At 67.3% G+C, this 22,913-nt stretch carries 27 protein-coding genes; 7 read left to right on the top strand and 20 right to left on the bottom strand.

Annotated features, from left to right (window positions below; genetic code table 11):
• Positions 1 to 2: 2 nt before the first annotated feature.
• The 8 genes from FGS76_RS02245 to FGS76_RS02210 form a co-directional block, all read right to left on the bottom strand.
• Complete coding sequence (locus FGS76_RS02245; RefSeq protein WP_138770994.1) at positions 3 to 542, bottom strand: hypothetical protein; 540 nt, start codon at positions 540 to 542, stop codon at positions 3 to 5.
• An 89-nt stretch (positions 543 to 631) separates the two neighbouring features.
• Positions 632 to 943, bottom strand: coding sequence for a helix-turn-helix domain-containing protein (locus tag FGS76_RS02240; RefSeq protein WP_138770993.1), 312 nt, complete (start codon positions 941 to 943; stop codon positions 632 to 634).
• Positions 944 to 1,085: 142 nt separating this feature from the next.
• On the bottom strand, positions 1,086 to 1,301 hold the full coding sequence (locus FGS76_RS19515; RefSeq protein WP_205717155.1) for a hypothetical protein: 216 nt from the start codon (positions 1,299 to 1,301) through the stop codon (positions 1,086 to 1,088).
• 172 nt (positions 1,302 to 1,473) lie between these two features.
• The gene (locus FGS76_RS02230; RefSeq protein WP_240692372.1) at positions 1,474 to 2,229 is read right to left on the bottom strand and encodes a DUF72 domain-containing protein; all 756 of its coding nucleotides are present in this window, start codon (positions 2,227 to 2,229) and stop codon (positions 1,474 to 1,476) included.
• A gap of 320 nt (positions 2,230 to 2,549) precedes the next feature.
• Positions 2,550 to 4,751 carry an aldehyde oxidoreductase molybdenum-binding subunit PaoC gene (paoC, locus tag FGS76_RS02225; protein ID WP_138770992.1) on the bottom strand — a complete coding sequence of 734 codons (2,202 nt, stop codon included), beginning with the start codon at positions 4,749 to 4,751 and terminating at the stop codon, positions 2,550 to 2,552.
• Between the two features lie 3 nt (positions 4,752 to 4,754).
• Positions 4,755 to 5,705 carry an FAD binding domain-containing protein gene (locus FGS76_RS02220; protein ID WP_138770991.1) on the bottom strand — a complete coding sequence of 317 codons (951 nt, stop codon included), beginning with the start codon at positions 5,703 to 5,705 and terminating at the stop codon, positions 4,755 to 4,757.
• Entirely contained in the window at positions 5,702 to 6,364 is a 663-nt protein-coding gene (gene paoA / locus FGS76_RS02215) for an aldehyde dehydrogenase iron-sulfur subunit PaoA (protein WP_138770990.1), read from the bottom strand. Before paoA ends, FGS76_RS02220 begins: the two co-directional genes overlap by 4 nt.
• Before the next feature lie 154 nt (positions 6,365 to 6,518).
• The gene (locus tag FGS76_RS02210) at positions 6,519 to 7,559 is read right to left on the bottom strand and encodes an NAD-dependent epimerase/dehydratase family protein (RefSeq protein ID WP_138770989.1); all 1,041 of its coding nucleotides are present in this window, start codon (positions 7,557 to 7,559) and stop codon (positions 6,519 to 6,521) included.
• A 240-nt stretch (positions 7,560 to 7,799) separates the two neighbouring features.
• Between FGS76_RS02210 and FGS76_RS02205 the strand changes: the two genes are divergently transcribed.
• Together FGS76_RS02205 and FGS76_RS02200 are read left to right on the top strand one after the other, a co-directional pair.
• On the top strand, positions 7,800 to 9,047 hold the full coding sequence (locus FGS76_RS02205; protein WP_138770988.1) for an MFS transporter: 1,248 nt from the start codon (positions 7,800 to 7,802) through the stop codon (positions 9,045 to 9,047).
• Positions 9,048 to 9,054: 7 nt separating this feature from the next.
• The gene (locus FGS76_RS02200) at positions 9,055 to 9,948 is read left to right on the top strand and encodes a DMT family transporter (protein WP_138770987.1); all 894 of its coding nucleotides are present in this window, start codon (positions 9,055 to 9,057) and stop codon (positions 9,946 to 9,948) included.
• 16 nt (positions 9,949 to 9,964) lie between these two features.
• Here FGS76_RS02200 and FGS76_RS02195 read toward each other — a convergent pair whose 3' ends face one another.
• Positions 9,965 to 10,828 carry an SDR family NAD(P)-dependent oxidoreductase gene (locus tag FGS76_RS02195; RefSeq protein WP_138770986.1) on the bottom strand — a complete coding sequence of 288 codons (864 nt, stop codon included), beginning with the start codon at positions 10,826 to 10,828 and terminating at the stop codon, positions 9,965 to 9,967.
• A 118-nt stretch (positions 10,829 to 10,946) separates the two neighbouring features.
• Between FGS76_RS02195 and FGS76_RS02190 the strand changes: the two genes are divergently transcribed.
• The gene (locus FGS76_RS02190; RefSeq protein WP_138770985.1) at positions 10,947 to 11,834 is read left to right on the top strand and encodes a LysR family transcriptional regulator; all 888 of its coding nucleotides are present in this window, start codon (positions 10,947 to 10,949) and stop codon (positions 11,832 to 11,834) included.
• Here the strand turns inward: FGS76_RS02190 and FGS76_RS02185 are convergent.
• A complete protein-coding gene (locus tag FGS76_RS02185) occupies positions 11,831 to 12,253 on the bottom strand; it encodes a helix-turn-helix domain-containing protein (RefSeq protein WP_138770984.1) in 423 nt (140 codons plus the stop codon). The two genes, FGS76_RS02190 and FGS76_RS02185, sit on opposite strands and share 4 nt — an antisense overlap.
• Before the next feature lie 76 nt (positions 12,254 to 12,329).
• On the opposite strand from FGS76_RS02185, the gene FGS76_RS02180 reads away from it, so the two are divergent.
• Positions 12,330 to 12,821, top strand: coding sequence for a DUF2938 domain-containing protein (locus FGS76_RS02180; RefSeq protein ID WP_138770983.1), 492 nt, complete (start codon positions 12,330 to 12,332; stop codon positions 12,819 to 12,821).
• A gap of 18 nt (positions 12,822 to 12,839) precedes the next feature.
• Here FGS76_RS02180 and FGS76_RS19750 read toward each other — a convergent pair whose 3' ends face one another.
• The 6 genes from FGS76_RS19750 to FGS76_RS02155 form a co-directional block, all read right to left on the bottom strand.
• Entirely contained in the window at positions 12,840 to 12,974 is a 135-nt protein-coding gene (locus FGS76_RS19750) for a hypothetical protein (protein WP_276607919.1), read from the bottom strand.
• A gap of 17 nt (positions 12,975 to 12,991) precedes the next feature.
• Positions 12,992 to 13,459: a hypothetical protein gene (locus FGS76_RS02175; RefSeq protein WP_138770982.1), complete on the bottom strand. Its 468-nt coding sequence runs from the start codon at positions 13,457 to 13,459 to the stop codon at positions 12,992 to 12,994.
• A 3-nt stretch (positions 13,460 to 13,462) separates the two neighbouring features.
• Positions 13,463 to 14,038 (bottom strand): NnrU family protein, encoded by a 576-nt coding sequence (locus tag FGS76_RS02170; protein ID WP_138770981.1) that lies wholly within the window; start codon positions 14,036 to 14,038, stop codon positions 13,463 to 13,465.
• 102 nt (positions 14,039 to 14,140) lie between these two features.
• Positions 14,141 to 14,371, bottom strand: coding sequence for a DUF1413 domain-containing protein (locus FGS76_RS02165; protein WP_138770980.1), 231 nt, complete (start codon positions 14,369 to 14,371; stop codon positions 14,141 to 14,143).
• 20 nt (positions 14,372 to 14,391) lie between these two features.
• Positions 14,392 to 14,934: a hypothetical protein gene (locus FGS76_RS02160; RefSeq protein ID WP_205717154.1), complete on the bottom strand. Its 543-nt coding sequence runs from the start codon at positions 14,932 to 14,934 to the stop codon at positions 14,392 to 14,394.
• On the bottom strand, positions 14,931 to 15,500 hold the full coding sequence (locus FGS76_RS02155; protein WP_138770979.1) for a hypothetical protein: 570 nt from the start codon (positions 15,498 to 15,500) through the stop codon (positions 14,931 to 14,933). The genes FGS76_RS02160 and FGS76_RS02155 overlap by 4 nt, the downstream gene beginning before the upstream one ends.
• A gap of 254 nt (positions 15,501 to 15,754) precedes the next feature.
• Here FGS76_RS02155 and FGS76_RS02150 point away from each other — a divergent pair, with 254 nt between their 5' ends.
• Together FGS76_RS02150 and FGS76_RS02145 are read left to right on the top strand one after the other, a co-directional pair.
• On the top strand, positions 15,755 to 17,566 hold the full coding sequence (locus tag FGS76_RS02150) for a hypothetical protein (protein ID WP_138770978.1): 1,812 nt from the start codon (positions 15,755 to 15,757) through the stop codon (positions 17,564 to 17,566).
• Positions 17,567 to 17,641: 75 nt separating this feature from the next.
• Positions 17,642 to 18,913 carry an NAD(P)/FAD-dependent oxidoreductase gene (locus tag FGS76_RS02145; protein ID WP_276607918.1) on the top strand — a complete coding sequence of 424 codons (1,272 nt, stop codon included), beginning with the start codon at positions 17,642 to 17,644 and terminating at the stop codon, positions 18,911 to 18,913.
• A gap of 1 nt (position 18,914) precedes the next feature.
• Here FGS76_RS02145 and FGS76_RS02140 read toward each other — a convergent pair whose 3' ends face one another.
• Both FGS76_RS02140 and FGS76_RS02135 read right to left on the bottom strand, forming a co-directional pair.
• Positions 18,915 to 19,610 (bottom strand): class I SAM-dependent methyltransferase, encoded by a 696-nt coding sequence (locus tag FGS76_RS02140; protein ID WP_138770977.1) that lies wholly within the window; start codon positions 19,608 to 19,610, stop codon positions 18,915 to 18,917.
• Positions 19,611 to 19,684: 74 nt separating this feature from the next.
• Positions 19,685 to 20,254 (bottom strand): TetR/AcrR family transcriptional regulator, encoded by a 570-nt coding sequence (locus FGS76_RS02135; RefSeq protein ID WP_420837407.1) that lies wholly within the window; start codon positions 20,252 to 20,254, stop codon positions 19,685 to 19,687.
• Between FGS76_RS02135 and FGS76_RS02130 the strand changes: the two genes are divergently transcribed.
• Positions 20,255 to 20,482 carry an MBL fold metallo-hydrolase gene (locus tag FGS76_RS02130; RefSeq protein ID WP_205717153.1) on the top strand — a complete coding sequence of 76 codons (228 nt, stop codon included), beginning with the start codon at positions 20,255 to 20,257 and terminating at the stop codon, positions 20,480 to 20,482. It begins immediately after the preceding gene.
• A 32-nt stretch (positions 20,483 to 20,514) separates the two neighbouring features.
• Here the strand turns inward: FGS76_RS02130 and FGS76_RS02125 are convergent, their stop codons facing one another.
• Positions 20,515 to 22,344, bottom strand: coding sequence for a hypothetical protein (locus FGS76_RS02125; RefSeq protein WP_138770975.1), 1,830 nt, complete (start codon positions 22,342 to 22,344; stop codon positions 20,515 to 20,517).
• Between the two features lie 143 nt (positions 22,345 to 22,487).
• Complete coding sequence (locus FGS76_RS02120) at positions 22,488 to 22,880, bottom strand: VOC family protein (RefSeq protein WP_138770974.1); 393 nt, start codon at positions 22,878 to 22,880, stop codon at positions 22,488 to 22,490.
• Between the last annotated feature and the right edge of the window lie 33 nt (positions 22,881 to 22,913).

The following is a 22,913-nucleotide window of genomic DNA, read 5'->3' as shown; positions in this document are numbered from 1 at the left end:
TCTTAATGCCAGCGGTCACCGCGCTGGTAGCACACCTGATCCGGCGCCAGACCACGCTTTTCTGTGGCGTCCAGGTAGGCCCGGGCGGCGGCTTTGTCGGGGATGATCCAGCCCACCGCCAGGCCCACCCCCTCGTTGGCGGGCACCTGGTTGTAATCGGCCACCACGGCGTTCACCGGGATCAGCGGCAGGGCCCAGAGCAGGCCGTAGAATTTGTGCACGCGGGCGGAGTACTGGTAGGTGTCGATGGGCTCTCCCTGGTGGTACAAGCGGGCTTCCGCTTTCAGCGGCGACAGCCAGTAGGTGGGCAGCAGGCCCAGGGTCCAGCCGGACAAGCTGCCGGCCGGGTTATCGTCCAGGTAATCGTTGCGGGCGTCCGCGTCGAGTTCGAAATAGTAGGGCGTGGGGCCGGTGTCCGGGTCACAGATCGGTACCGCCACCGAGGTCTGGTCCACCCGGGCCAACTCGCCGCCGACGATGCCGGCGCAGCCGGTGACGGACAGAGCGGCGAGCAGCATCGCGGCTTTGCTGACGGAATTCATGGACTTGCCCCCGTTGAAAAGCCCGCGACATTACACCGCCGCCCGGCCCCGCGCCAGCGACCGGAACACGCCGTCGCCCGGGCGCGGAACTACAGCCCGGCCAGGCGTTCCAGGGTGTCCGGGTAGCGTTCGATCAGGCGGATCAGGGTGGCGGCCTGGGCGTTGGGTCGGGCGCGGCCCTGCTCCCAGTTTTCCAGGGTGCGCGGGTTGGTGCGCAGATACATGGCGAACACCGCCCGGGACAGATTGAGACGCTCGCGCAGCGCCAGCAGGTCGTCGGCGTCGATGGACGCCACCGGCGCCAGCCGCGCCTCCTGACCACGCAGCGTCAGCTTGCCCTGACGCTGCGCCTCCAGTTCCTGAAAGCCTTCCTTCAATTCCGCGAACAGATCCCGCTTCATGTCATCGTCCTCCCATCTGGTTACGCCGGGCCATCAGCTCCGCCTTCAGCGTCTGCCTCAACATGCGGCGCTCCGCCGGCGTCAAATCCTCGGCCTCGTCCTTGCCGTAGAGCGTGAACAACCAGAACTGACCGCCCGTGGGCTACCAGTAATAGATCACCCGCAAGCCACCGCGCGTGCCTTTGCCGCGCCGTTCATCGACGAACCGCAACTTGCGCAATCCGCCAGTGCCCGGAATTCGGGGGCCGGCCTCGGGATGCAGCATCAGAATCCGCTGCAGCAGCCAATAGGTGTCCTCGTCCAGATACGCCGCCCGGTGGCGCCGGAATGGCGTCAACTCCACGAATACCGCTCGCATACTATACGTTCCTTGCGTACAAATAAACCCCATCCGCGAGGATGGACCATCCAGGTGCTTAATGTACGCAGGCGGCAACGGCGGCGGAGTCGGACGATGGCCCGTGGTGTTGTAGGAAATCAAAGAGCAGGAATGTCAGCCGATCGCCCTGATTGACGTCGGCCGGTTGCGATCAGCGCGACCCGCCGGCGGCCAGCACCGCTTCCGCCAGGGCGGCCACGGAAAGCGGCGCGCTGCCCTCCGCCTTGTTGCTGAGGGTGACGAAGGCCGGCCAGCCGGCGCCGGTGGTGCCGGCGATCACCCGCGCCAGGGCGGCGCGGGTGTCCGGGTCCGGGTCCACCAGTTTGTCGTAGGGCGCGTACTGGTCGCGGGCGGTTTCGTAGCCGTAGGCGCCGTGTTTCAGGTTCAGGTTCCAGCGGCACACCAGCGGGCCCGGCCACAGCGCGCGCAGGATCGGCAGCTGCTCGGCGATGGGCGGCATCTTGCCGTGCAGCCCCAGGCAATAGGTGGCGCCGGTGTCCTTGAGCGCGGCCACGAAGTCCGGTGTCAGCCAGTGCGGGTCGCGCACCTCCACCGCCAGCAGCGCCGCCGGGGCCCGTACTCGCAGGGCGCGCAGCAGGCTGTGCAGCCGCTCGATCACCGGCGCCATATCGTTCAGCCACACCGCCGGCAGCGGGCTGATCTGCAGCACCAGCGCGCCCAGTTTGTCGCCCAGCCCCTCCCCGGCCGGCGCGGCCAGATCCCGCCAGGCCAGTTCCAGGTCGAGAAAATCCGGATTGGGCTGCAGCCCTTGCCCACCCCGGCCGCGCCGCAGGGCATCGGTGACCTGCCCCGGCGCCTTCACCAGAAAGCGGAAATCCGCCGGCACCTGGTCGGCGTAGCCGGCGTATTGCTCCACCGTCAGCGGCCGGTAGAAGCCCCGGTCCAACCCCACCCCGCGGAACAGCGGATGGCAGGCCGTGGCGGGACAGCTGCTCTTCCGTGTAGGTCCGGTCCCAAACCCGCCCGGCCCAGCCGGGGTAATGCCAGGACGAGGTGCCCAACCACAGTCGCGGCGGCAGGGCGCCGGCCAGGGGCGCGAGGGCCGGATCCGGGTCGGCGGCGCCCACCACCGGTGGCAGGGTGCCGTCATCGTCGAACAGGGAAGCGGTAAAAGGCGGTGAGTGATTCATCGAAGACCGGGGGCGATCAAGGAGCCATCAAGGGTACGAAAGCCGGCGCGCGAATCAAGCCACGCCGGCCTGCGGGTCAGGCCGGCCGGGGCAGCCGGTCGAGAAATTTGTCCAGGGTGATCGGGTAGTCGCGCACCCGGACACCGGTGGCATTGTAGACCGCATTGGCCACCGCGGCGCTGACCCCGCAGATGCCCAGCTCACCCACGCCCTTGGCCTTGAGCGGCGACGAGCAGGGGTCCTCGCCGTCCAGGAAGATCACCTGCTGCTCGCCGATGTCGGCGTGCACCGGCACCTCGTAGCTGGCCAGGTCGTGGGTGGCGAAAAAACCGTAGCGGGTGTCCACCTTCAGTTCTTCCATCAGGGCCGCGCCCACGCCCATGGTCATGCCGCCGATCACCTGGCTGCGGGCGGTGATCGGATTGAGGATGCGGCCGGCGTCGCACACCGCCAGCATGCGGCGCACGCGGATCTCGCCGGTGTAGGCGTGCACGCCCACCTCCACGAAATGGGAGGCGAAGGTGGCCAGCACATAGTCCTTGTCACGGAAGTCGCCGAACTCGATGCGGTCTTCCGCCACCAGGTCACCATCGCCGCCGATGCCGGCCAGCGGCGTGGTTTCGCCGCCATGACGCACCTGGCCGTCCTCAAACGCCAGGTCCCCGGGTTCGGCGCCGAGCCGTTCGGCGATCCGTTCGCGCAGCGCCAGGCAGGCGGCGTACACCCCGGCGGTGGCGCTGGCCGCGCCCCACTGGCCGCCGGAGCCGGCGGACACCGGCGAGTCGGAATCGCCCAGGCTCACCTGCACCGCCTCCAGCGGCACACCCAGCATCTCGGCGGCGGTCTGCGCGATGATGGTGTAGGAGCCGGTGCCGATGTCGGTCATATCGGTTTCCACGCGCACCCTGGCATCGGGCTTGAGCGTGACCCGGGCCCCGGACGCCTGGGCCGGCGAGCCCCGGTAGGCGCCGGCCATGCCGTGCCCCACCAGCCAGACGCCGTCGCGGCGCCCGCCGGGGGTGCGGTTACGCTTGGACCAGCCAAATTCCCGGGCGCCGCGCTCCAAGCATTCCACGAAGTGCCGCTGAGAGAAGCGCCGCTCCGGGTTGCCCGGGTCCACCTGGGTGTCGTTGAGCACCCGGAAGGCCACCGGGTCCATGTGGAGCTTTTCCGCCATCTCGTCCATGGCCACTTCCAGGGCCATCTGGCCGGCGGTGTCGCCGGGGGCACGCATGGCGTTGCTTTCCGGCAGGTGCATCTCCAGGGGCCGGTGCACCAGCAAACGATTGGCCCCGGCGTAAAAATGCTCGGTGGGAATGGTGGCTTCCTCGCCACCGCCGCCCGGCGGCGTGTTGGTGGTGTTGTCGTGGCCGATGGCGGTGATGCGCCCGTCTTCATTGGCGCCGATGCGCAGGCGCTGAATGGTCAGGCCGCGATGGGTGGCGTTGTTGGCGATCATGGGTCGCGGCAGCGCCACCTTCACCGGCCGACCGGTGGCCCGGGCGGCCACCGCCGCCAGCACGGCATCGGCGCGCAGGAACAGCTTGGCCCCGAAGCCGCCGCCGATATAGGGGGAATCCAGCCGCACTTTTTCCAGCGGCAGATCGAACGCCTTGGCCAGGGCCTTGCGGCTCCATGCCACCATCTGGTTGGCGGTCCACAGGGTCAGGGTGCCGTCTTTCCATTGGGCAATGGAGGCGTGCGGTTCCATCTGCGCGTGGCATTGCCCCGGCGTGGAATAGGTGGCGTCCAGTTTCACCGGCGCCGCCTGGAAGGCGCTGTCGAAGTCACCGACCCGGGACGCCGGCTCCACCTCGTCATCCTGATGGGCGCGGCGCTCGGCGGCCAGATCAAAGCGGGCGTCCGGGTCCTGGTGGTAGTCGGTTCGCACCAGGGCGGCGGCGGCCCGGGCCTGTTCGAAGGTCTCCGCCACCACCACCGCGATGGCCTGGTGATAGTGCTGAATATCACGGCCGCCGAACAGGTGGACCACGTTCATCCTGGCCTTGGGCAGGGGCTCCCGGTCCAGGGTGGTGATCACCGCCACCACGCCGGGGGCGGCCTCCGCGGCGCGGGTGTCCATGGCTTTAATGCGGCCCTTGGCGATGGCCGACACCACCGGATACCCGACCAACTGCCCGACGGCCACGTCGTGGCGTTCATAGGCGTAGGGGGCGGTGCCGGTGGTTTTCAGCGGGCCGTCGATACGCGCGTGGGGGCGGCCCAGCACCCGGCCCTGGTCGGCGGCATTGGGATCCGCGGGTTGATCGAATCGCATGGGCTACTCCTTCGCTTCCGCCAGCACGGCGGCCAGGGTGCGCTCGGCCAGGGTTACCTTGAAGCGGTTTTCCTGGGTCGGGCGGGCGCCGTCCAGCAACCGCTCGATCACCGCGCCGGCGCCCCGTGGCAGGGCCGCCTCCGCCCGTTCGTCCCGCCAGGGTTTGGGAGCCACGCCGCCCAGGGCGACCCGGCCGCTGCCGTCCGCGCGCAGCACCAGCGCCACCGACACCAGCGCAAAGGCGTAGGACGAGCGGTCCCGCACCTTGTGGTAAAAATGCCGGCCGCCCGGGGGCGCCGGCAGGGTCACGGCGGTAATCAATTCGCCTTTTTCCAACACCGATTCGATGTGCGGCGTCTCGCCGGGCAGTACATGGAAATCCGCTAACGAAATGTGGCGGGTGCGCCCCTGGCCGTCGATGGTTTCCACCCGGGCGTCCAGCACCCGCAGGGCCACCGCCATGTCGCTGGGGTGGGTGGCGATGCAGTGCTCGCTGGCGCCGATGATCGCCAGCTGGCGGCTGGCTCCCTCGCGGGCGGCGCAGCCGGCGCCGGGCTGGCGTTTATTGCAGGGCATGTTGGTGTCTTGGAAATACGGACAACGGGTGCGCTGCAGCAGGTTGCCACCGGTGGTGGCCTTATTGCGCAACTGGCCGGAGGCGCCGGCCACCAGCGCCCGGGTGAGCACCCCGTAATCCCGGCGCACCCGGTGATCGGCGGCCAGGTCGGTGTTACGCACCAGGGCGCCGATGCGCAGCCCGCCGTCGTCGGTGGCCTCGATGGTGTCCAGGCCCAGCCCGTTCACGTCGATCAGATGGGTGGGGGTTTCCACCTCGATCTTCATCAGGTCCAGCAGGTTGGTGCCGCCGGCGATAAACCGGGCGTGGTCGGTGCCGGCCGCCGCCAGGGCCGCTTCTTGCGGGGAGGCGGCGCGCTGGTAGGTAAAGGCTCTCATGGGGTCTCCTTGGCCACGTCCCGGACCGCTTCCAGAATGTTCGCGTAGGCGCCGCAGCGGCACAGGTTGCCGCTCATGCGCTCGCGGATTTCCTCCGGGGTCGCCCTTATCGGCGCGCTCAGATCCGCGCTCACATGGCTGGGGATGCCGGCGCGGATTTCCTCCAGGGTGGCCTTGGCCGAACAGATCTGCCCCGGCGTGCAGTAGCCGCACTGGTAGCCGTCGTGTTCGATAAACGCGGTCTGCATCGGGTCCGGATTCTCCGGCGTGCCAAACCCTTCGATGGTGGTGATCTCGTCGCCTTCATGCATCACCGCCAGGGACAAACAGGCGTTGATGCGGCGGCCGTTGACCATCACCGTGCAGGCGCCGCACTGGCCATGGTCGCAGCCCTTCTTGGTGCCGGTCAGATGCAGGTGTTCGCGCAGGGCGTCCAGCAGGGTGACGCGGGTGTCCACGGTGAGCGTGCGCGGTTCGCCGTTGACGTTGAAGGCCAGCTCGGCCCGGTGAACGCCCGGCGACTCGCCGCCGGCGGACCCGGGCGACGGGCCACCGGGCCGGCCGAAGGCCAGCCTGGCCAGACCCAGGGCGGCGGAGGTGACGGCGCCGACGATCAGAAGATCGCGGCGTGAGATTCGGAAACGAGAGAACTTGGGCATGGTCACCGATCCTTGTGGCTGGCGCGGCGGCCTCGTGGCAAGGCCGGGGCTGGCGAGGTTCCGCGCGCGGAACCCGTGATTTCACCTTACCGGAATCGATAAGCGCGCCGCGTCAGGAATCCATAAATCGATGTAAAAATAGCGGGCCCGGCGCTCAGCCCATGACCTGTTCAAAGAACGAGAACAGGGAGTCCTCCAGCGACCGGTACCGAATGCCCAGTTCCTCGCGGCTGCGCCGGTTGTCCGCCCGCCAGGGAAGGTTCACGTTGCGGGACACGTATTTGCGGGTCAGCGTTTTGTTCACCACCGGGCCGAACAGCCACACCGCCGGCTTGGGCAAGGTGCGCTTGGGCAACGGGTAGTCCTGGCCGAAGCGGTGACGCAGCACCCGGGCGATGTCCGGAAAACTGGTGTTGTGGCCGGACAGAATGTAGCGGCCGTGGGCGGCCGGCAGAAAGGCGGCGCGTAAATGGGCCTCGGCCACTTCACGCACATCCACCACGCCCAGGCCGATGTCCGGCACGCCCATGCGCGCGGTGCCGTCGCCCAGTTGTCGCAGAATACTGAAGCTCTCCGAGGTGGCGTTGGGATTGATGCCCGGCCCCACCACCAGGGATGGATTGATGGTGACCAGATCCCAGCGTTGCTGAGCGTCGGCGATCTCCCAGGCGGCCCGTTCGGCCAGGGTCTTGGAATAGGCATAGGCCTGGTGGTCCAGGGACGAACTGGTGTTCCAGTCCGCCTCGGTGAACACACCGCCGGCGGTATCTTCCCGATCCGCGTTGTCACCGTAGATGGCGGCGCAGCTGCTGGTCAGCACCACCCGGCCCACGGTGGCCGTGTCGTTCACCGTTTCCAAAACGTTGCGGGTGCCCTGCCGGGCCGGCTCCACCAGTTCCTTGAGCGGGTCCTTCACCGAGGTGATAAACGGCGAGGCGGTATGGAACACCACCGAGCAGCCTTCCATGGCCGCCGCGTAGGAGCCCGGCACCAGCAGGTCCGCCTTGAAGTAACGGATCTGGCCGGGGGTGCGTTCGGCAATGGCGTTCAGATATTTGAGCTTGTCCGGGTTGTCCGGGTCGCGCACCGCCGCGTGCACGGTGAGCCCCTCTTCGAGCAAACGCTCCACCAATCGCCCGGCCACGTAGCCGGTGGCGCCGGTAACCATCACCGGTGTGCTCGTATCGATTTGCATAATCGGCTCCCTCACCCTGATTCCAGGCATCATGGCCGCCGCGCGCGGCGCTGTAACTGACAAAGGGAACCCGCCCCGGGGGCGGTACGGTCACGATTGCGGCTGCCCGTGCATGGCGAAGGTGTGCCGCTCATATTCAGCGCAACTGAACCGGTGTTTCAGCGTTATTCGATTCTGAGCCCGATTAGGCGCTGCTAGTATTCGTGGCTCGTGCAGGGAGAGCTGTTGAAGGGAGGCGCCATGACGGGACCAGCACAACCGGCCGAAACCGGCCTCCGGGATACCCGGACCATCGTGGTCGCCGGCGGCGTGGTGCTGGCGCTGGCGTTCGGCGTGCGCGCCGTGTTCGGTGGCGTGGTGCAGCCGTTGTCCGATGAGCTGTTCGGCGGCCGCATCGAGGTGTTTTCCCTGTCCATCGCGATCCAGAATCTGGTGTGGGGGCTGGCACAACCGGGCTTCGGCATCATCGCCGACCGCTACGGCGACCGCCGTGCCCTGTGGCTGGGTTTCATCTGCTACCTGGCCGGCATGCTGATCTGCGTGGCCGCCAGCAGCGCCTGGGCCCAGCACCTGGGCGCCGGGGTGCTGGTGGGCATGGGCATTTCCGGCACCGCCTTCGGCGTGGTGCTGGCGGTGGTGGGCCGGGCGGCGCCGGAGCACAAACGGGCCCATTACCTGGGCATCGCCTCGGCCATCGGTTCCGCCGGCCAGGTGGTGCTGCCGCTGCTCACCGCCTGGCTGATCGAGTGGCTGGACTGGCGCATGACCCTGCTGGTGATCACCGCCACCCTGCTGCCCATGGCGCTGTGCATTCCGCGCCTGCGGGTGGCCGATCCGGACGCCGCCGCGGATGGCGCCGGCACGGCGCTGGCCGCCACCGTGCGCGGCGCCTTCCGCCAGCGCGACTACCTGCTGCTCAACGCCGGCTTCTTCGTTTGCGGTTTCCACCTGGCCTTTATCACCGCCCACCTGCCGAACTATGTGCAGAATTTCTGCGTGTCCACCGCCTCGCCGGCGGAGCTGCGCGCCCTGGGCCTGCAGGCTCTGGCGCTGGCCGGGCTGGCCAATATCTTCGGCACCCTGTTCGCCTCCCGGCTGGGCATGCGTTTTCCCAAGCCCTATGTGCTGGCCGCCATTTACGCCCTGCGCGCCCTGGTGATTCTGATCTTTATCACCCTGCCACTGACGCCGGCCTCGGTGATGATCTTCGCCCTGGTGATGGGCGTGCTGTGGCTGTCCACGGTGCCGCTGACCAGCGCCCTGGTGCTGATTCAGTTCGGCCCCCGCGCCATGGGCACCCTGTTCGGCTTCGTGTTTCTCAGCCACCAGCTGGGCAGCTTCGCCGGCGTCTGGCTGGGTGGCGTGTTCTTTGATCGCTTCGCCAGCTATCAACAGATATGGTACCTGGCCATTGTGCTGGGGGTGCTGTCCGCCCTCGCCCATTTGTTCGTCCACGAGCGGCCGGCTCCGGCCGCCGCCATGGCTTGAGTGTGTTATGCCGCTGCAACCTCTGACATCCCGCGCCATCCTGATTCTGATGCTGGTGTTCGCCGCCTTCGGCGCCCAGCAAGTCGCCGTGAAAGCGGTGGTCGGGGACATGGCGCCGCTCACCCAAACCTTCCTGCGCTCCCTGGGCGGCACGGCGTTGCTGGCGCTGTGGTTTGTTAGCCAGCGGCGCAACCCGTTCCGCGCCCCCGCCGGCCCGTCCATGCTGTTGGGCCTGCTGTTCGCGCTGGACTTCGGTTTTCTCTATCTGGGCCTGGCGCTGACCAGCGCCGCCCACGCGGCGGTGATCTATTACACCGCGCCGATGATGATCGCCCTGGGCGCCATGTACATCATCCGCGACGAACCGGTGCGCCGTTTCAAGGTGCTGGGCATTCTGTTCGCGTTTCTGGGCGTGGCGCTCACCGCCTTCTCCGGCGCCAGCGGCAGCGGCGCCGCCACCCTGGTCGGCGACCTGCTGTGCTTCGCCGGCGCGGTGTGCTGGGCGGCCACGGTGATGGTGATCCGCGCCACCCGCCTGCGCGATCTGGACGCGCCGGTGGTGCTGTTCCACCAGCTGTTCGGCTCGGTGCCGCTGCTGGGGCTGGCCACCCTGGTGCCCGCCGGCGGCTGGGCCATCCACTGGAGCCCGACGCTGGTCGCCTCTCTGGCGTTCCAGACCGTGGGCGTGGCCTTCCTGGGCTATCTGGTGTTCTTCGCCATGCTGCGCCGCCACTACACCTCCCAGGTGTCCGCCATGAATTTCCTGGCGCCCCTGTTCGGCGTGGTGTTCGCGGTGGTGCTGCTGGGCGAGCAGCAGAACGCCCTGTTCTGGCTGGGCGCGAGCGCCATCGTCGGGGGGCTGTGCGTGGTCAACCAACGGCGCGCGGAAGTTCCGGCCTGACCGGGGACCGCCGGGTTCAGCGCGGCTCCACCGCCGGCACCGCGATGCGCGGCCAGGCGGCGGCGATCTTTTCCACCCCGGCGGCGGGCACCGCGCGCAGGTCCCGGGGGTAGTCCACGCCCGCCGCTTCCACCGCCCGGGTGGCGTGGAACTGGCCATTGGCGGCGCGCAGAATCCAGCCGCCCTCCGGGCAATCCGAGGACGCCAGAAACGCCACCCCGGGTGCCACCTGGGCAGGGTGCAGCTCGTCCGGCTCGCCTTCCACGCCCCACATGCGCGTCTTCGCCACCGGTGACACCGCGTTAACGCGGATGCCATGGGCGCGCCCCTCTTCCGCCAGCACATTGACCAGGCCCACCACCGCCATACGCGCGGCGGCGTAGGCGGCCAGCCCGGGCTGCACGTACTGGGGATACAGGGCCCGGCAGGAAGTGGTGAACACCAGCCGCCCGCCGCCGGCGGCCTTCATCCCCGGCCAGGCGGCTTGGGCCAGCCACAGCGGCGCCTTGGCGGCCACGGCCATCATGCGGTCGAAGGCCTCCTCGGTGATCGTCTCCACCGGTTGATAGGCCACCCAGCCGGCGTTGTGGATCATCGCGTCCAGGCGGCCATCCTGCTCCCCCACCTGGTCCACCAGGGCGCGGCAGTGGTCTCGGTGGTCCAGCCGTCCGGCTACAGGTTGCACGTCCAGGCCCTCTCCGCGCAGCGCCTCCGCCGCCGCCCGCGCCACCGCCGGGTCCTCGCCGTCCCCGTCCCGGTCGGCGCCGGTGTCCTGCAGCCACACCCGGGCGCCGAGCCGCCCCAGGCAGCGGGCGTAGGCCAAACCCAGGCCCCGGCCCGCGCCGGTGATCAGTACCGTTTGCCCCGTGAAATCCACCATGACCGGCTCTCCGTTGTGATTGACCGGGCCAGTGTGCGGAGCGGCATCCGATACATCCAATACCGATATTGACGGCCCGTGATATCTTTCAGGTATCACCCAATCAGAAGGGAACGGCATGACCGTGGAACAGCGATCCCGCATCAGCCTGCGGGCCATGGAACAGTTCATCGCCGTGGCGGAAGAGCTGCACTTTCACCGCGCTGCGCGGCGGCTGGCCATGTCCCAGCCGCCGCTGACCCTGGCCATTCGCAAGCTGGAACAGCAACTGGGGGCCTCGCTGCTGGAGCGGGGCAACCGGGTGCTGGGCCTCACCGCCGCCGGCCGGGTGTTCCTGGACGAAGCCCGCGCCACCCTGGCCCAGGCCCGGCGCGCCGCCACCGCCGCCCGGGACATGGCGGCGGGCCGTACCGGCCTGATGCGTCTGGGCTATGTGGGCAGCGCGCTCTATGGCCGGCTGCCGGACGTGATCCAGGGCTTCCGCCAGCGCCACCCGGCGGTGCGCCTGGAACTGCACGAGGCCACCACCGCCGCCCAGGTGGCCGGGCTCCGCGACGGCACCCTGGATCTGGCGGTGCTGATCCCGCCGCTCACCGATGCCGACGACCTGCACCTGACACCGTTCGACCGGGACCGGCTGTGCCTGGCCCTGCCCCGGGACCATCCCCTGGCTAATGGAGAGCCGGAGCTGGCCGCCGTGGCCGAGCAGCCCTTTATCCTCTGGCCCAGGGAAGAAGGCCGGGGTTTCCATCTTCAGGTGATCCGCCTGTGCGCGGATGCCGGCTTCGTGCCCCGGGTGGCCCAGGAAGCCCATGGCATGCACGCGGTGCTGTCCCTGGTGGCGGTGGGGGCCGGTGTCTCGGTGGTGCCGGCCAGCATGGCCGGCTTCCGCGCCGACCGTATCCGCTACCGGCCATTGCCCGGCGACGGCGTCAGCTTCGAACTGAACCTGGCGAGCCGCGAACCGGCGCCGCCGGCGGCGCGCTTCCTGCGCGAGGCCGGCTAGCGCAGCGCCTCCCCGCGCCGCCGGGAGCGGCGCGCCACATCCGCCACCGCCAACCCCATCAAACGCTGGAAGGTGGGGCACTCCAGATGGCTTGGCGCCGTGCACTCGGCGGCATGACGCAGGCCATCGCGCATGGCGGTGAGCTGGCGGAGGGTGCGGTCCAGTTCGTCCGCCTTGTCGTTAAGCGCCTGCCGGTCGATGGTGGGCCGGTCCGCCTCGCCCAACATTGAGCGGATCTCCTCCAGGGAGAACCCGGCGGAACGGCCCAGGGCGATCAGCGCCAGCCGCTCCAGCACCCGGGGGCTGAACTGGCGCCGCAGGCCGCGCCGCCCCACCGAGCGGATCAACCCTTTCTCCTCGTAGAAACGCAGCGTCGACGCCGGCAGCCCGGCCCGTTTCGCCACTTCGGAAATATCCATGCGCCACCCTTTACTTCAAGTGAACTTGAAGTCGTAGGCTAGCGCTTTCCCACTGCCACTCCCAGCGGAGAACACCATGGAAACCTTGCTGTTTATCCTGATCATCGGCGTTGCCGGCACGGCGGCGATGGACGCCTGGAGCCTGGCCCGCAAGGCGTTGCTTGGCCTGCCCGCCCCGGACTTCGCCCTGGTGGGGCGCTGGCTGGGCCATATGCCCGGCGGGCGTTTCCGTCACGATCGCATCACCGAGGCAACGCCGATTGCCGGCGAACGGGCCCTGGGCTGGGCCACCCACTACCTGATCGGCATCTCCTTTGCCGCCGTGCTGGTGGGGCTGGGCGGCCCGGCCTGGCTGGCCCGGCCCACCCCGGGGCTGGCGCTGGCGGTGGGCATCGCCACCGTGGCCGCTCCCTTGCTGGTGATGCAGCCGGCCATGGGCGCCGGCCTGGCGGCCCGGCGCACGCCTCGCCCCTGGCTGGCGCGACGGCAAAGCCTGCTTAACCACGCGGTATTCGGAATGGGACTGTACGGCGGCGCCCGGGTGGCGCACTGGATCATTGGCGGGTAGCCGCCGGGACCGGGCCGCTTACAGAAAGCCCGGCACCGCCCAGCCGCCGCCGTCGTCGGCCAGCACCGCCTCACGCCGCTCCGGGTCAGGCTGGTCCAGGCCGGCCAGCAGCTCGCCGTTGGAGGGGCCATCCGGCTGGTAACGGAAGTTCAAACGTCGCGGGGCGGCGGCTATTCCTGAATGTCCGCCCCGCGCCGGGCCACGGCGATCTGCAGGCCCTGCACCAGGCAGTAAATCAACCCGGCGGCGAACGGCGCCACCAGCCAGCACATCCAGTTCTCGAACGCCTTGGCGACGCCGAACGCCGCCGCCAGGCCGGCCCCCACGGAAATAAAATCGGTGGCGGTGGCCACCAGCAGCACCGGCGTGCGTTCGCTGTCGTCGGGCTCGTCCCGTTTCAGGAAGGCGACCATCAGATTCAGGAACGACAGGGACGCCACCGCCGACAACGCGAAACCGATCAGTTGGAACGGCGTGGGCTCGTCGGCGACGCTGGACACCACCCCATAGCTCACCGTGATTAGAATGGAAAAGCCGAAGGCCTGGGCGTTGTGGCTGACCGACACCCCCAGGCCGTGCAGATACAGCTGGGTCCATGGCAGCTTGCTGCCATCATCACTTTTGCGGGTTCGGGTCATGTTTTATCCGAACGGCCTCACGCCGATCAGCGGAGCGTGCAGCAAGAACGCAAACAGGCCCCAGGCCACCACGCCCACCACCACGGTGATCACATCCCCCTTGAGGGTGCCCGGCGCCGGCGTCACGCCCCGGGCCCGGTCACGGCGGCGCAGCCGGGCGAAGGCAACGATGGCCCACACCAGAAAGGCGCCGAACAGCACCACATCGCGCAGAAAGCCGATGGACAGCAAATGGCCCAGGGCCCAGATCTTGGTGCCGGCCACCATCGGGTGGCCCAGCTTGGCCTGGATGCGGTTGCCGGGCACGTAGGCGGCGGCCACCAGAATAAAGGCGATCAGCGTGAACAGGGCATTCAAATGGCCCAGCCAGGCCGGAGGGCTGTACAGCAGCACCGGGTTCAGGCGCGCGGCCTGAAAGCCCCAGATGATCAGCACGAAGCCGGCCAGCGCCACCAGGCTGTACAGGCCCTTCCAGCCGTTCGCCCCGAAGCGGGCCACCTGGCGGTCGCGCCAGGCCGGCGCGAAGCCGGTGCAGTGAATGCCCAGGAACAGGACCAGGCCGAGAATCAGCATTGTCATCGTTTTTCTCTCTTCGGACGCGGACGGTTGCGCCTATAGTGCCGGAACCGGTGCGCCGGGAGAATAACCCGGCGAAAAATCCGGGATTGGCCGGCGCTGTGGCTACCGGCCCGTTTTGCGGTACAAGCGGCCGCCGCCTTTCTTCTTGCCGGTGTCCTCGATGCCCGGAAAGCGCCCCAGGCGCACCAGTCGCAGGAAGGTATTGCCCAGCTTCACCTTGTCGCCGATGTAAAGCTGGTCCCAGCCGGCGCCATACACCTGGGGAAAATGAAACTCCCCGGGCGGACGTTTTTTCAGGGCCTTTTCCAGCCGTTGCTGTAGGGCTTGGTCCATGGCGTGCTCCTGTTGCGCCGCTAGTGATTTTCCAGGCCGTTCTCCCGCCGTTGCCGGCGGATCTCGTCCTTGCTGGCGGCGATTTCGTCGCGCATATCCTTGAGGCCGGCGATTACCGAGGCGTACAGGGCGCGGTGCTGGTCCTTACCGAGAAAGCCGTCCGGGTGGCTGTCGTGCCAATCGATGGCGTCATCGATGGTCGCCACCCATTGATCCACATCGCCACCGATGTACTCGTTCAGGGGCCGCCCCACCGATTCCATCAGCGAGGCGAACAACGCCGGGTCGCCGGACGGGTCCAGATCCGGGTTCGCCTTCAAAAAGGCCCGGTAACGAATCTGCCCCACATAGAACCACTTCACCGCTTCCGGCTTATCGCCCTGCTGGAACAGCCGCGCCGCCAGCACCATGTAGGTGGCGGGGTGCTTGTCGGTGATGCCGGCGCGCAGTTCCGCCACGCTTTGATCGGCAAGCGCCTTGTCGTCCAGGCCGTCGGTATCGGCCCAGGTGGCCGGGGCCAGCAAGGCGATCAGCAGCATCGCCAGCTTCATTCCTCGCATCATATGTGCACCTCCACCACACGAATATCGGTCCCGTACAGGCCACGCATACTGTCCAGAAACTCCGGACGAAACGCGCCGCCGTGGTCATTCCACAGGGTGATGCCCAGATTACTGAACGCCCAAGGCGTATCGGAGCCGCCCCGGTCGGTGGCGTAGCGGTTGATGTGGAAGCGCTCGCCGCAGGCCGGGCACGCAGGCTCATCGTCCTCGCCGGCGAACCAGGCGCCGATGGCGTCCACCGCGTCCCAGCCCTGGTCGTGGCCGCAGCCCGGACAGACAAAACTCAGCTCCGCCCCTTCCATGGGATGGAACACCTTGCGCTCGCCGGCGTGCAGCGCCAGCCCGCGGATCGTGCCGTCGTGGACGCGGGGGTCCATGGGTTCGATAAACAGCGTCTGGATCATGGGCGTGAACGCGTAGCCGGGCCCGTCCAGGGTGCAATCCGAAAGTTCGGACGCCACCAGATCCCGCGCCAGGAACCAGGCCAGGATCTCCCGCGCCTTGGCCTCCGCGTCCGGGTAATCGCCGGTGTGCACCGGCACGATGTGTGTGCAACTGTCGCTCAAAGCTCGCCTCCAACAACCGCCGGTTCCTTTAGCAGATAGGAAGGATAACGCGGCGCTCCACCCGGTGGCCGCCGAGACGTTCGCTTTTTTACAGGAGATTGCCATCGCCCGGCGATCACGGTTGCCCGTGCCCGTTCACCACTTTGCCGGCGATATTCGTGAAGCCTTTCGAGACAATGGCGGCGGTCACCGGATACCCTTTCCGGGCCGCCGGGAAAAGGCCGAAATCCACGAGCAAATCAGGGAGACACGCCATGGGAAGCAGCACACCGACACGGACGTCCGAGCGCGTCAGGCGGGGCCTGATCGCCGCGCTACCGGTTCTGGTGGCGCTCCATTCCCACCCGGCCAGCGGCGACGAGCCGGACTATGACGCCATCATGGACGCCATGTTCGACACCAGGGACGCCCGCCTGGACCGCATTGAAAATATTGCCGACGCGGAGGTTGGCAGCACGCTGCAGGATCTCAGCCAGGACGCCCTGTACAACGACCTCAACAACGTGGACTGGGCGATGCCGCCAGCGCAAACCCGCCATGGGCGTTCCGCCCTGGCCAGGCTGGACGACTACGCCGATATCCAGGCGATGACCGAGGTGTTCCTCGATAATCTTCTTGCCACCACCTGGGCGGATTATCTGTGCGTGGAGGCGCGCCGCCCCTTTGCCTATCCGTTACCGCATCGTATCGACTGGCACGGCCTGCGCATGGACAACGGCGATACCCTGCCCTTCGCCGGCCAGCCCGGCGCCGCCGACCATGAACAGGCTCTGATGCGCCATCGCTTCGACGAGCGCTACTGCTTTGAAAAAAGGCCCGCGGCGGACGATGCCAAGCCCATGGCGCTGCTCGGCGAATTCATCGGCCGCGTCCCTGAAAAGCGCGAGACCTTCACCTTCCCGTCCCCGGAAGCGGGCCAGCAGCGCACACAGGGCGGCTACACCGTGACCCTGACGGCCACCACAGACCATGGCTACGCCATGGAAGTCCGCGCCGAGGACGGCGGCCCCATGCCCCTGGACAAACGAGATGTGATCGCCGAAGGGCTGGACCAGGACGGCCGGCCCCTGGCGCGCACGCTGGTGCAGACCGGGGCGCCGGCACTGTTCGAATTGGCCGGCGAGGAAGTGGACGGCCTGATTGACCGGGCCCTGAAGGAAGACCTGACGGCGGCGGCCCTGGAGCAGCATCTGGCGCAGGCGGAAGCGCGCATCCGTGAACGCACCGGCGACACCCATTACACCCGTGTCGCCTTCAAGGGACCGGTGGCCACCGCCCGCATCACCCTGCTCGACCGGGACCCGGAGCAGCCGCTGATGAAGCGGAAGCTGGCGTTGCCGCTCAAACAGGTGGACGGCCTGAATCCCACCGCGCAATTCGACCCGGAGGCGATTCAAGCCGTGCCTCTGCCGGGGCCGGTGTACCGATCCGCCGTGGACGGCCCCATGGAACTGACCGCCGAGGAAGTGCCCTCTCGCCTGCGCATCGTGCAGAACGACGGCCGCACCCCGCTGTACACCCACAGCGTGGATTTCCGTTATCCGAAGGTGGAGAGCCGCCGCTTCCTGGAACGGGACTCCGAGCGCATCGTCTTGAAAGACGGCCCCAACCCGATCACCTTCCTGGACGCCGACGGCCAGCCGATTCCGTTACCGGACGGGGACCATTCCGACTATTACCGTTTTACCGTCAACCGCATCGACTACAACCCGCAGCGGTTTTCCAGCAAGCCCGTGCGGGTGTCCGCGGACCTGCGGGTTCGGGTGTTCCGCGACGTCCATAAGAGCCGCCACGCCCGGGGCGAGCTGCCGGAGGGGCTGCAACTGCAAGAGAACCGGCTGGTTGTGGACACCGAAGTGATCGACACGCCCCTGTTCGCCGTCGACGACCAGGGACGCTTCCTGAAACAAGCCCTCACCCGCACCTACCAAAGAAAGGGCCAGGCACCGGTGGAGGTGATTCATTTTTACGGCACCCCGGCGGCCCTGGAGATCTGGACCAGCGACGGACCCACGGAAGACGCTTACCGGGCGGAGGTGGAGCTGGAGGAGCGCACCGACATTTAGTCGACGATATCGAAAGCCCGCTGCCTGTGGGAGGATGGGGGCCGACACCCACGCGTTTTGCAGGAGGCCGCCGCCGTGGCCGAAGTCCGTTCAGTCGCTCAACCGCACCGCTCCACCCTGGTACTCGGCGCCGGCATGGTCGGCGTGTGCGCGGCCTGGCACCTGCGCCGGCGCGGCCACCCGGTGACCCTGGTGGACCGGGCCGCGCCGGGCCGGGAAACCTCGTTCGGCAACGCCGGCATTATCCAGCGCGAGGCGGTGCGCCCCTACCGGTTCCCCCGCGACCTGCCCACCCTGCTGAGGGTGCTGCCCAACCGGGAGATCGACATCCGCTACCGCCCCTCCGGCATGGCCGGCGCGGCGGCTCCCCTGTTCCAGTACTGGCGCCACTCGGCGCCGCAGAACTACGCGCGCATCGTGCCGGAATACGCGGCCCTGATTACCCGGGCCCTGGACACCCACGGCGAGATGATCCGCGCCGCCGGCGCCGACGACCTGATCCGCCGGGACGGCTATCTCAAGGTGTTCCGCACCGCCCGCGCCCTGGATGAGGAATGCCACCTGGCGGAACAGATCGCCGCCGCCCATGGTGTCACCTACCAGGTGCTCGACCAGGCCGCCCTGGCGCGCAAGGAACCGGACCTCGGCAAGGGCGGCCTGGCCGGCGCGGTGCACTGGACGCAACCCTGGACCGTCACCGACCCGGGCGCCCTGGTGGCCGCCTACGCCGACCACTTCCAGCAACAGGGCGGCGACCTGGTGCGCGGCACCCTGGAAACCCTGACGCGCACCGAACACGGCTGGCGGGCGATGGTCGACGGCGAGGCCCTGGACGCCGAACAGGTGGTGCTGGCCCTCGGCCCCTGGTCCGCCCCCTGGCTGGCCCGCCAGGGGCTACGGGTGCCGCAGTTCGTGAAGCGGGGCTACCACATGCACTACGGCAGCCGCGACGGCGCGCAGCTGCATCACTGGATCATGGACGCGGAAACCGGCTACCTGCTGGCGCCCATGCGCGCCGGCATCCGGCTCACCACCGGCGCCGAGCTGGCCCGCCAGCAGGACGCGCCCCATCCCCAACAACTGGACGCGGCGGAACGGGCCGCCCGCCGGCTGTTCCCCCTGGGAGACCGGCTGGACCCGCAGCCCTGGATGGGCGCGCGCCCCTGCACTCCGGATATGAAACCGATCATCGGCCCGGCCCCCGGCCTGCCGGGCCTGTGGCTGGCCTTCGGCCACGGCCACCAGGGGTTCACCCTGGGGCCGGTGACCGGCAAGCTGCTCGGCCAGATGATGGACGGCGAAGACACCGAGGTGGACATGGCGCCCTACCGGGCGGACCGGTTCTGATTCAGGCGCGCCGGGAACACCAGGCGTGGATCAGGCCGGCCTGAAAGAACGGCACCGGTGATTCGAAACCGCCGGCGGCGATCATCGAGGCGATCCGGGTCGGCGGCAGTACGCCCACATCGTTGGCGTAGGCATGGCGCATGCGCTCGATCATCTCCGGGGAAACCTCCGAGGTGGCCATCATCGTCATCCAGGCCCGCAGCAGCACCTCGTACTCCGGCGACGCCACGTCCGAGGCCAGGTCGGAACTGGCCAGCGGCGCGCCCGGCTTCAACCGCCGGGCGATCTCGGCGAAGAAGCGAACCCGCTCCGCTTCATCCACCAGGAACTGGGAGACCAGAAAACAGGTGGCCGCATCGTGAATCGGGTCGGCGGGCAGCGACTCCAGATAACCTTCGAGGAAGGTGCAGCGATCCGCGAAGCCTTCCCGCTCCGCCTTTTGCCGACAGGCTTCAAGCATGGCGCCGGAGGGCTCCACCGCCACGAAATGCCAACCGGGGTGCCGAGCCGCCAGATGCGCGATCTCAGCCCCGGTGCCCGCGCCGACGCACAGAATGCGCCCGTCGTCCGGCAAATCCGCGAACAGGGAATCCAGCAGAAGATGCAGGCACTCTCGGATCGGCGCGGTCTTCGCCCACTGCGCGTCGTAACCTTCCGCCTGTTGATCGAACAGGGCTTTGATCTGATCCTGATTCATAGGGTGGCTCCCTGGTGAAAAGTAACGAAAAATCGGACCCGCCCAGCACGGCGACACGTCGAACCGGGCCGTGATCAGTCGCCGCGGCCGTAATGCCCCAAGAACATCGCCACCGCGGACTCCGCCACGCGCTCGCGTTCGGCTTCAGCGAGCGGCGCCTGCCCCATCATGATCTGCGGCCAAAGCGCGAAGCTCTTCACCAGACCCTGCAATTGCTGGCCGGCGAAATCCTCATCCACACCCTGCAGGCGCCCATCGGCGATGGCGGCGCGAATCCACCGCACCAGCCCGCCCTCCTTTTCGTCCATACGGCCGACGATCTCCCGGGCCCGCTCCGGCGCGTGGATGATCTCGGCCATCGCCACCCGGGCCAGGTCGATGAAATTCGGGTCGCCGAGAAGCAGGAGCTTCTGCAACAGCAGTTGCTTCAATTGTGGGGCCAGAGGCTGGTCCGCGCGGTAAGTCAGCGCCACGCCGCCCACGCTGCTCTCCCAAAGTTGTTCAAGAATGCGGGCGAACAGCGCTTCCTTACCGGGAAAATGATTGTAGACCGTGCGCTTGGATACGCCGGCGGCGGCGGCAATGCGATCCATGCTGGTGGCCTCGAAACCGGCGCCTACAACGAGCGCTGGACCTACGTGCACATGCTGCCCGAGCAATCCCTGCAAGCGCACCTGGACCTGCGCGGCCGCTGGATGCTGCCGATCCACAACGGCACCTTCAATCTCGCCCTGCACCCCTGGCACCAGCCGTTCGAGCGGATCACCGCGCTCGCCGCCGAGCACGGGGTGTCGATCACCACGCCGATGATGGGCGAGCGGCTGGACCTTCACGCACCGGCGCCCGGCACGCCCTGGTGGCGCCCGGCGTAATCCACGCGCGGGCTCGCCAACCGACGAGACACTTATTCTGACTCCTGAAGAGAGACCTGGAACGCATAAGGCACTTTCTGCCCCGTTCCCCGCGAAACGAACACGAAACCCTCAGGCATGCCGTAAAAGTGGTAGGCACGACGGGGCCAGCCTTCGTCGAACCCATGACGCACCGTGGTGATTTTTTTCAGATAGTTCTCTTCCGCATCATACGCCAGGACCAGGTCCGGAACCTGATTGTCCGCCGCCTGCGGACCGAACAACACCGGCCCATGCATCTCATAACCCTCTGGCAAGGCGTCGATCGAATAATCGCTCACATTGATATTCGTATACAGGGTGATATCGATTTCACCGCGCAGTCTGGCTGGCGGGGCATCGAATCGGCCGGGCTGATACTCAACGCGATCAACCGTGAACTTCAAGGGTGCATCGCGATCAGCCGGATCATATTCGTAAAGCACCTTCCCGCTCTCATCCAGGAGCGCCAGAGCATTCACTTCATCAAAGCGTTCGAAGGTGGAAACCAAACGATTGCTCATCCGTTCCGGGAAATGAAAGTAAACCTTGTCAGTGACTTCGAAGCCTGGCGTGCCAATATCCTCACCGGCACTAAAAGTGGTCGTAATCAGCGACGCCAGCTCATCCGGCCTGGCTTCCAGCGGCTGGTTCAGCAACCAGTCGGCGGCATCGTGATCGTAAACCCGGGCAGTCACTCCAAACGGCTTCGGCCCATTCAGATTATCCGGCACCTCGAATTGCACCGGAGTCATATCCAGAGGCACGGTGAGCACGCTTTCCTTGGCCAGACCGGGTATACGAAGCTGAATCCGGTTCACCATGCCGCGAAATGCGACCTCGTAGTAAAGCTCCGGATGATCCTCATCCAATAGATTCCGCTGTTCCCGAACCAGGCGCTCCTGCATGTCTTGGTCGTCCAGTTTGCCGGCCTCGGCCGCCTCGATCAGCGTATCGAGCACGTCCAGCATACTGCCTTCGCGGCCCTCGGGGCCCTGGGAGCTGCCGCTGCGAGAGAGAAAGCGGCCACTCTCGTCACTGGCTTCCACCACCATCGAATCCAGCACCGTGTCAACGTTCTCCTGATCAAAATCCTTCGGCAAGCCGATGATCAGGCGCGCTCGATGCCCGTCTATCTGCTTGAGGGTAAAGCTCCAGCCCGCCACTTCCCTTGTCTCACCCACCTCGGCCGTGGTGAACGCCAGCAGCGGCAACGACTCAGGCACCTTGAGCGTGAGCTTGCCCCGCGCCCGGACCACCGGCGCGGGCTGCGCGGGAACCTGCCCGGGCGGCAGGTTACGATGTCGTTCCAGCCGCGTTTCCAAACGCTCAAAGGCGCTGTTCCACAGTACGATCGGGGCCAGACCAGTTTGATCGGCGAAAGGGTCACGCTTCACCACCGACAACGCCGTTCCGTCTTTCAACGTTACCGATCGCCATTCCAGTCGGCTCTCGAAGGGATATTCAAAAGGGGAGAGTACGCGCGTTTCCGACGGGCGAGAACGCACATCGTTGACCAGCATCAGGCCGGCGGCCCATTGTTCCGCCATGTCCCGGGGATTCTCATAATCGTCCAGGATCGTGAACGCCGATGGCTCGTATTCCACTTGCTCGGGGGGCACTTTTTGCTCCAGCTCCGAGCGCTCAATCCAGAAGGACATGTCGTTCAGATGAGTCAGTGTGCGCCGCGCCTCTTCATCGCTGATACCGTCGATACGTGCCTGATACTCCTTCTGTTTTTCCTCCAGCGCCTGAAGTTTCTCTTCCGAGGTGCTCTCCGCGCACCCGACCAGAAAAACAATCATCCAAAACAGCCCGAAAGAGGCTCGCCGCACTATTTCCATATAAGAGTTCCCAAGGCCCGAGTAAGGAATACTACCGCCGCTGGCATTCCCTGTGTTCCCGCTCACTGCGTGCCTGGCGTATCTCGGCAGGCGGCCCACGCACCCACTTCCGGGTGGCATGACCGCCCCGGCACGCTCCGGTGTCAGCGTACGCGGTAGATGCCGCACAGCTTGTTGCCGTCCGGGTCCAGCACGTAGCTCAGGTGCATGGCGCCCATGGCGCTTTCACGCAGCCCCGGCGGATCTTCCACGGACTTGCCACCGTGGGCCACGGCCACGTCGTGGAATTCCTTCACCTGCTCCGGGGAGTCGCATTTAAAGCCAATGGTGCCGCCATTGGCGCCGGTGGCCGGCTGGTCGTTGATCGGCTGGCTCACCGCGAAGGTGTTGCCGTTATGAACATAGAACAGCCGCACATGGCCGGTGGCGGACTCGTTGCGGACCGCCTCCGGGGCGCCGAACACCGCCAGCACCGCGTCGTAGAAACGCTTGGAGCGTTCAATGTCGTTGGAACCGACCATAATATGGTTGAACATCTTGCTCTCCTTATAACGCCGGCTGGCCGCCGG

This window comes from Alloalcanivorax gelatiniphagus (assembly GCF_005938655.1).
In the GTDB taxonomy this organism is placed as follows: Bacteria; Pseudomonadota; Gammaproteobacteria; order Pseudomonadales; family Alcanivoracaceae; genus Alloalcanivorax; species Alloalcanivorax gelatiniphagus.
Note: the sequence above shows the minus strand (reverse complement) of the source record. Positions and strands in the feature narration are given on the sequence as shown.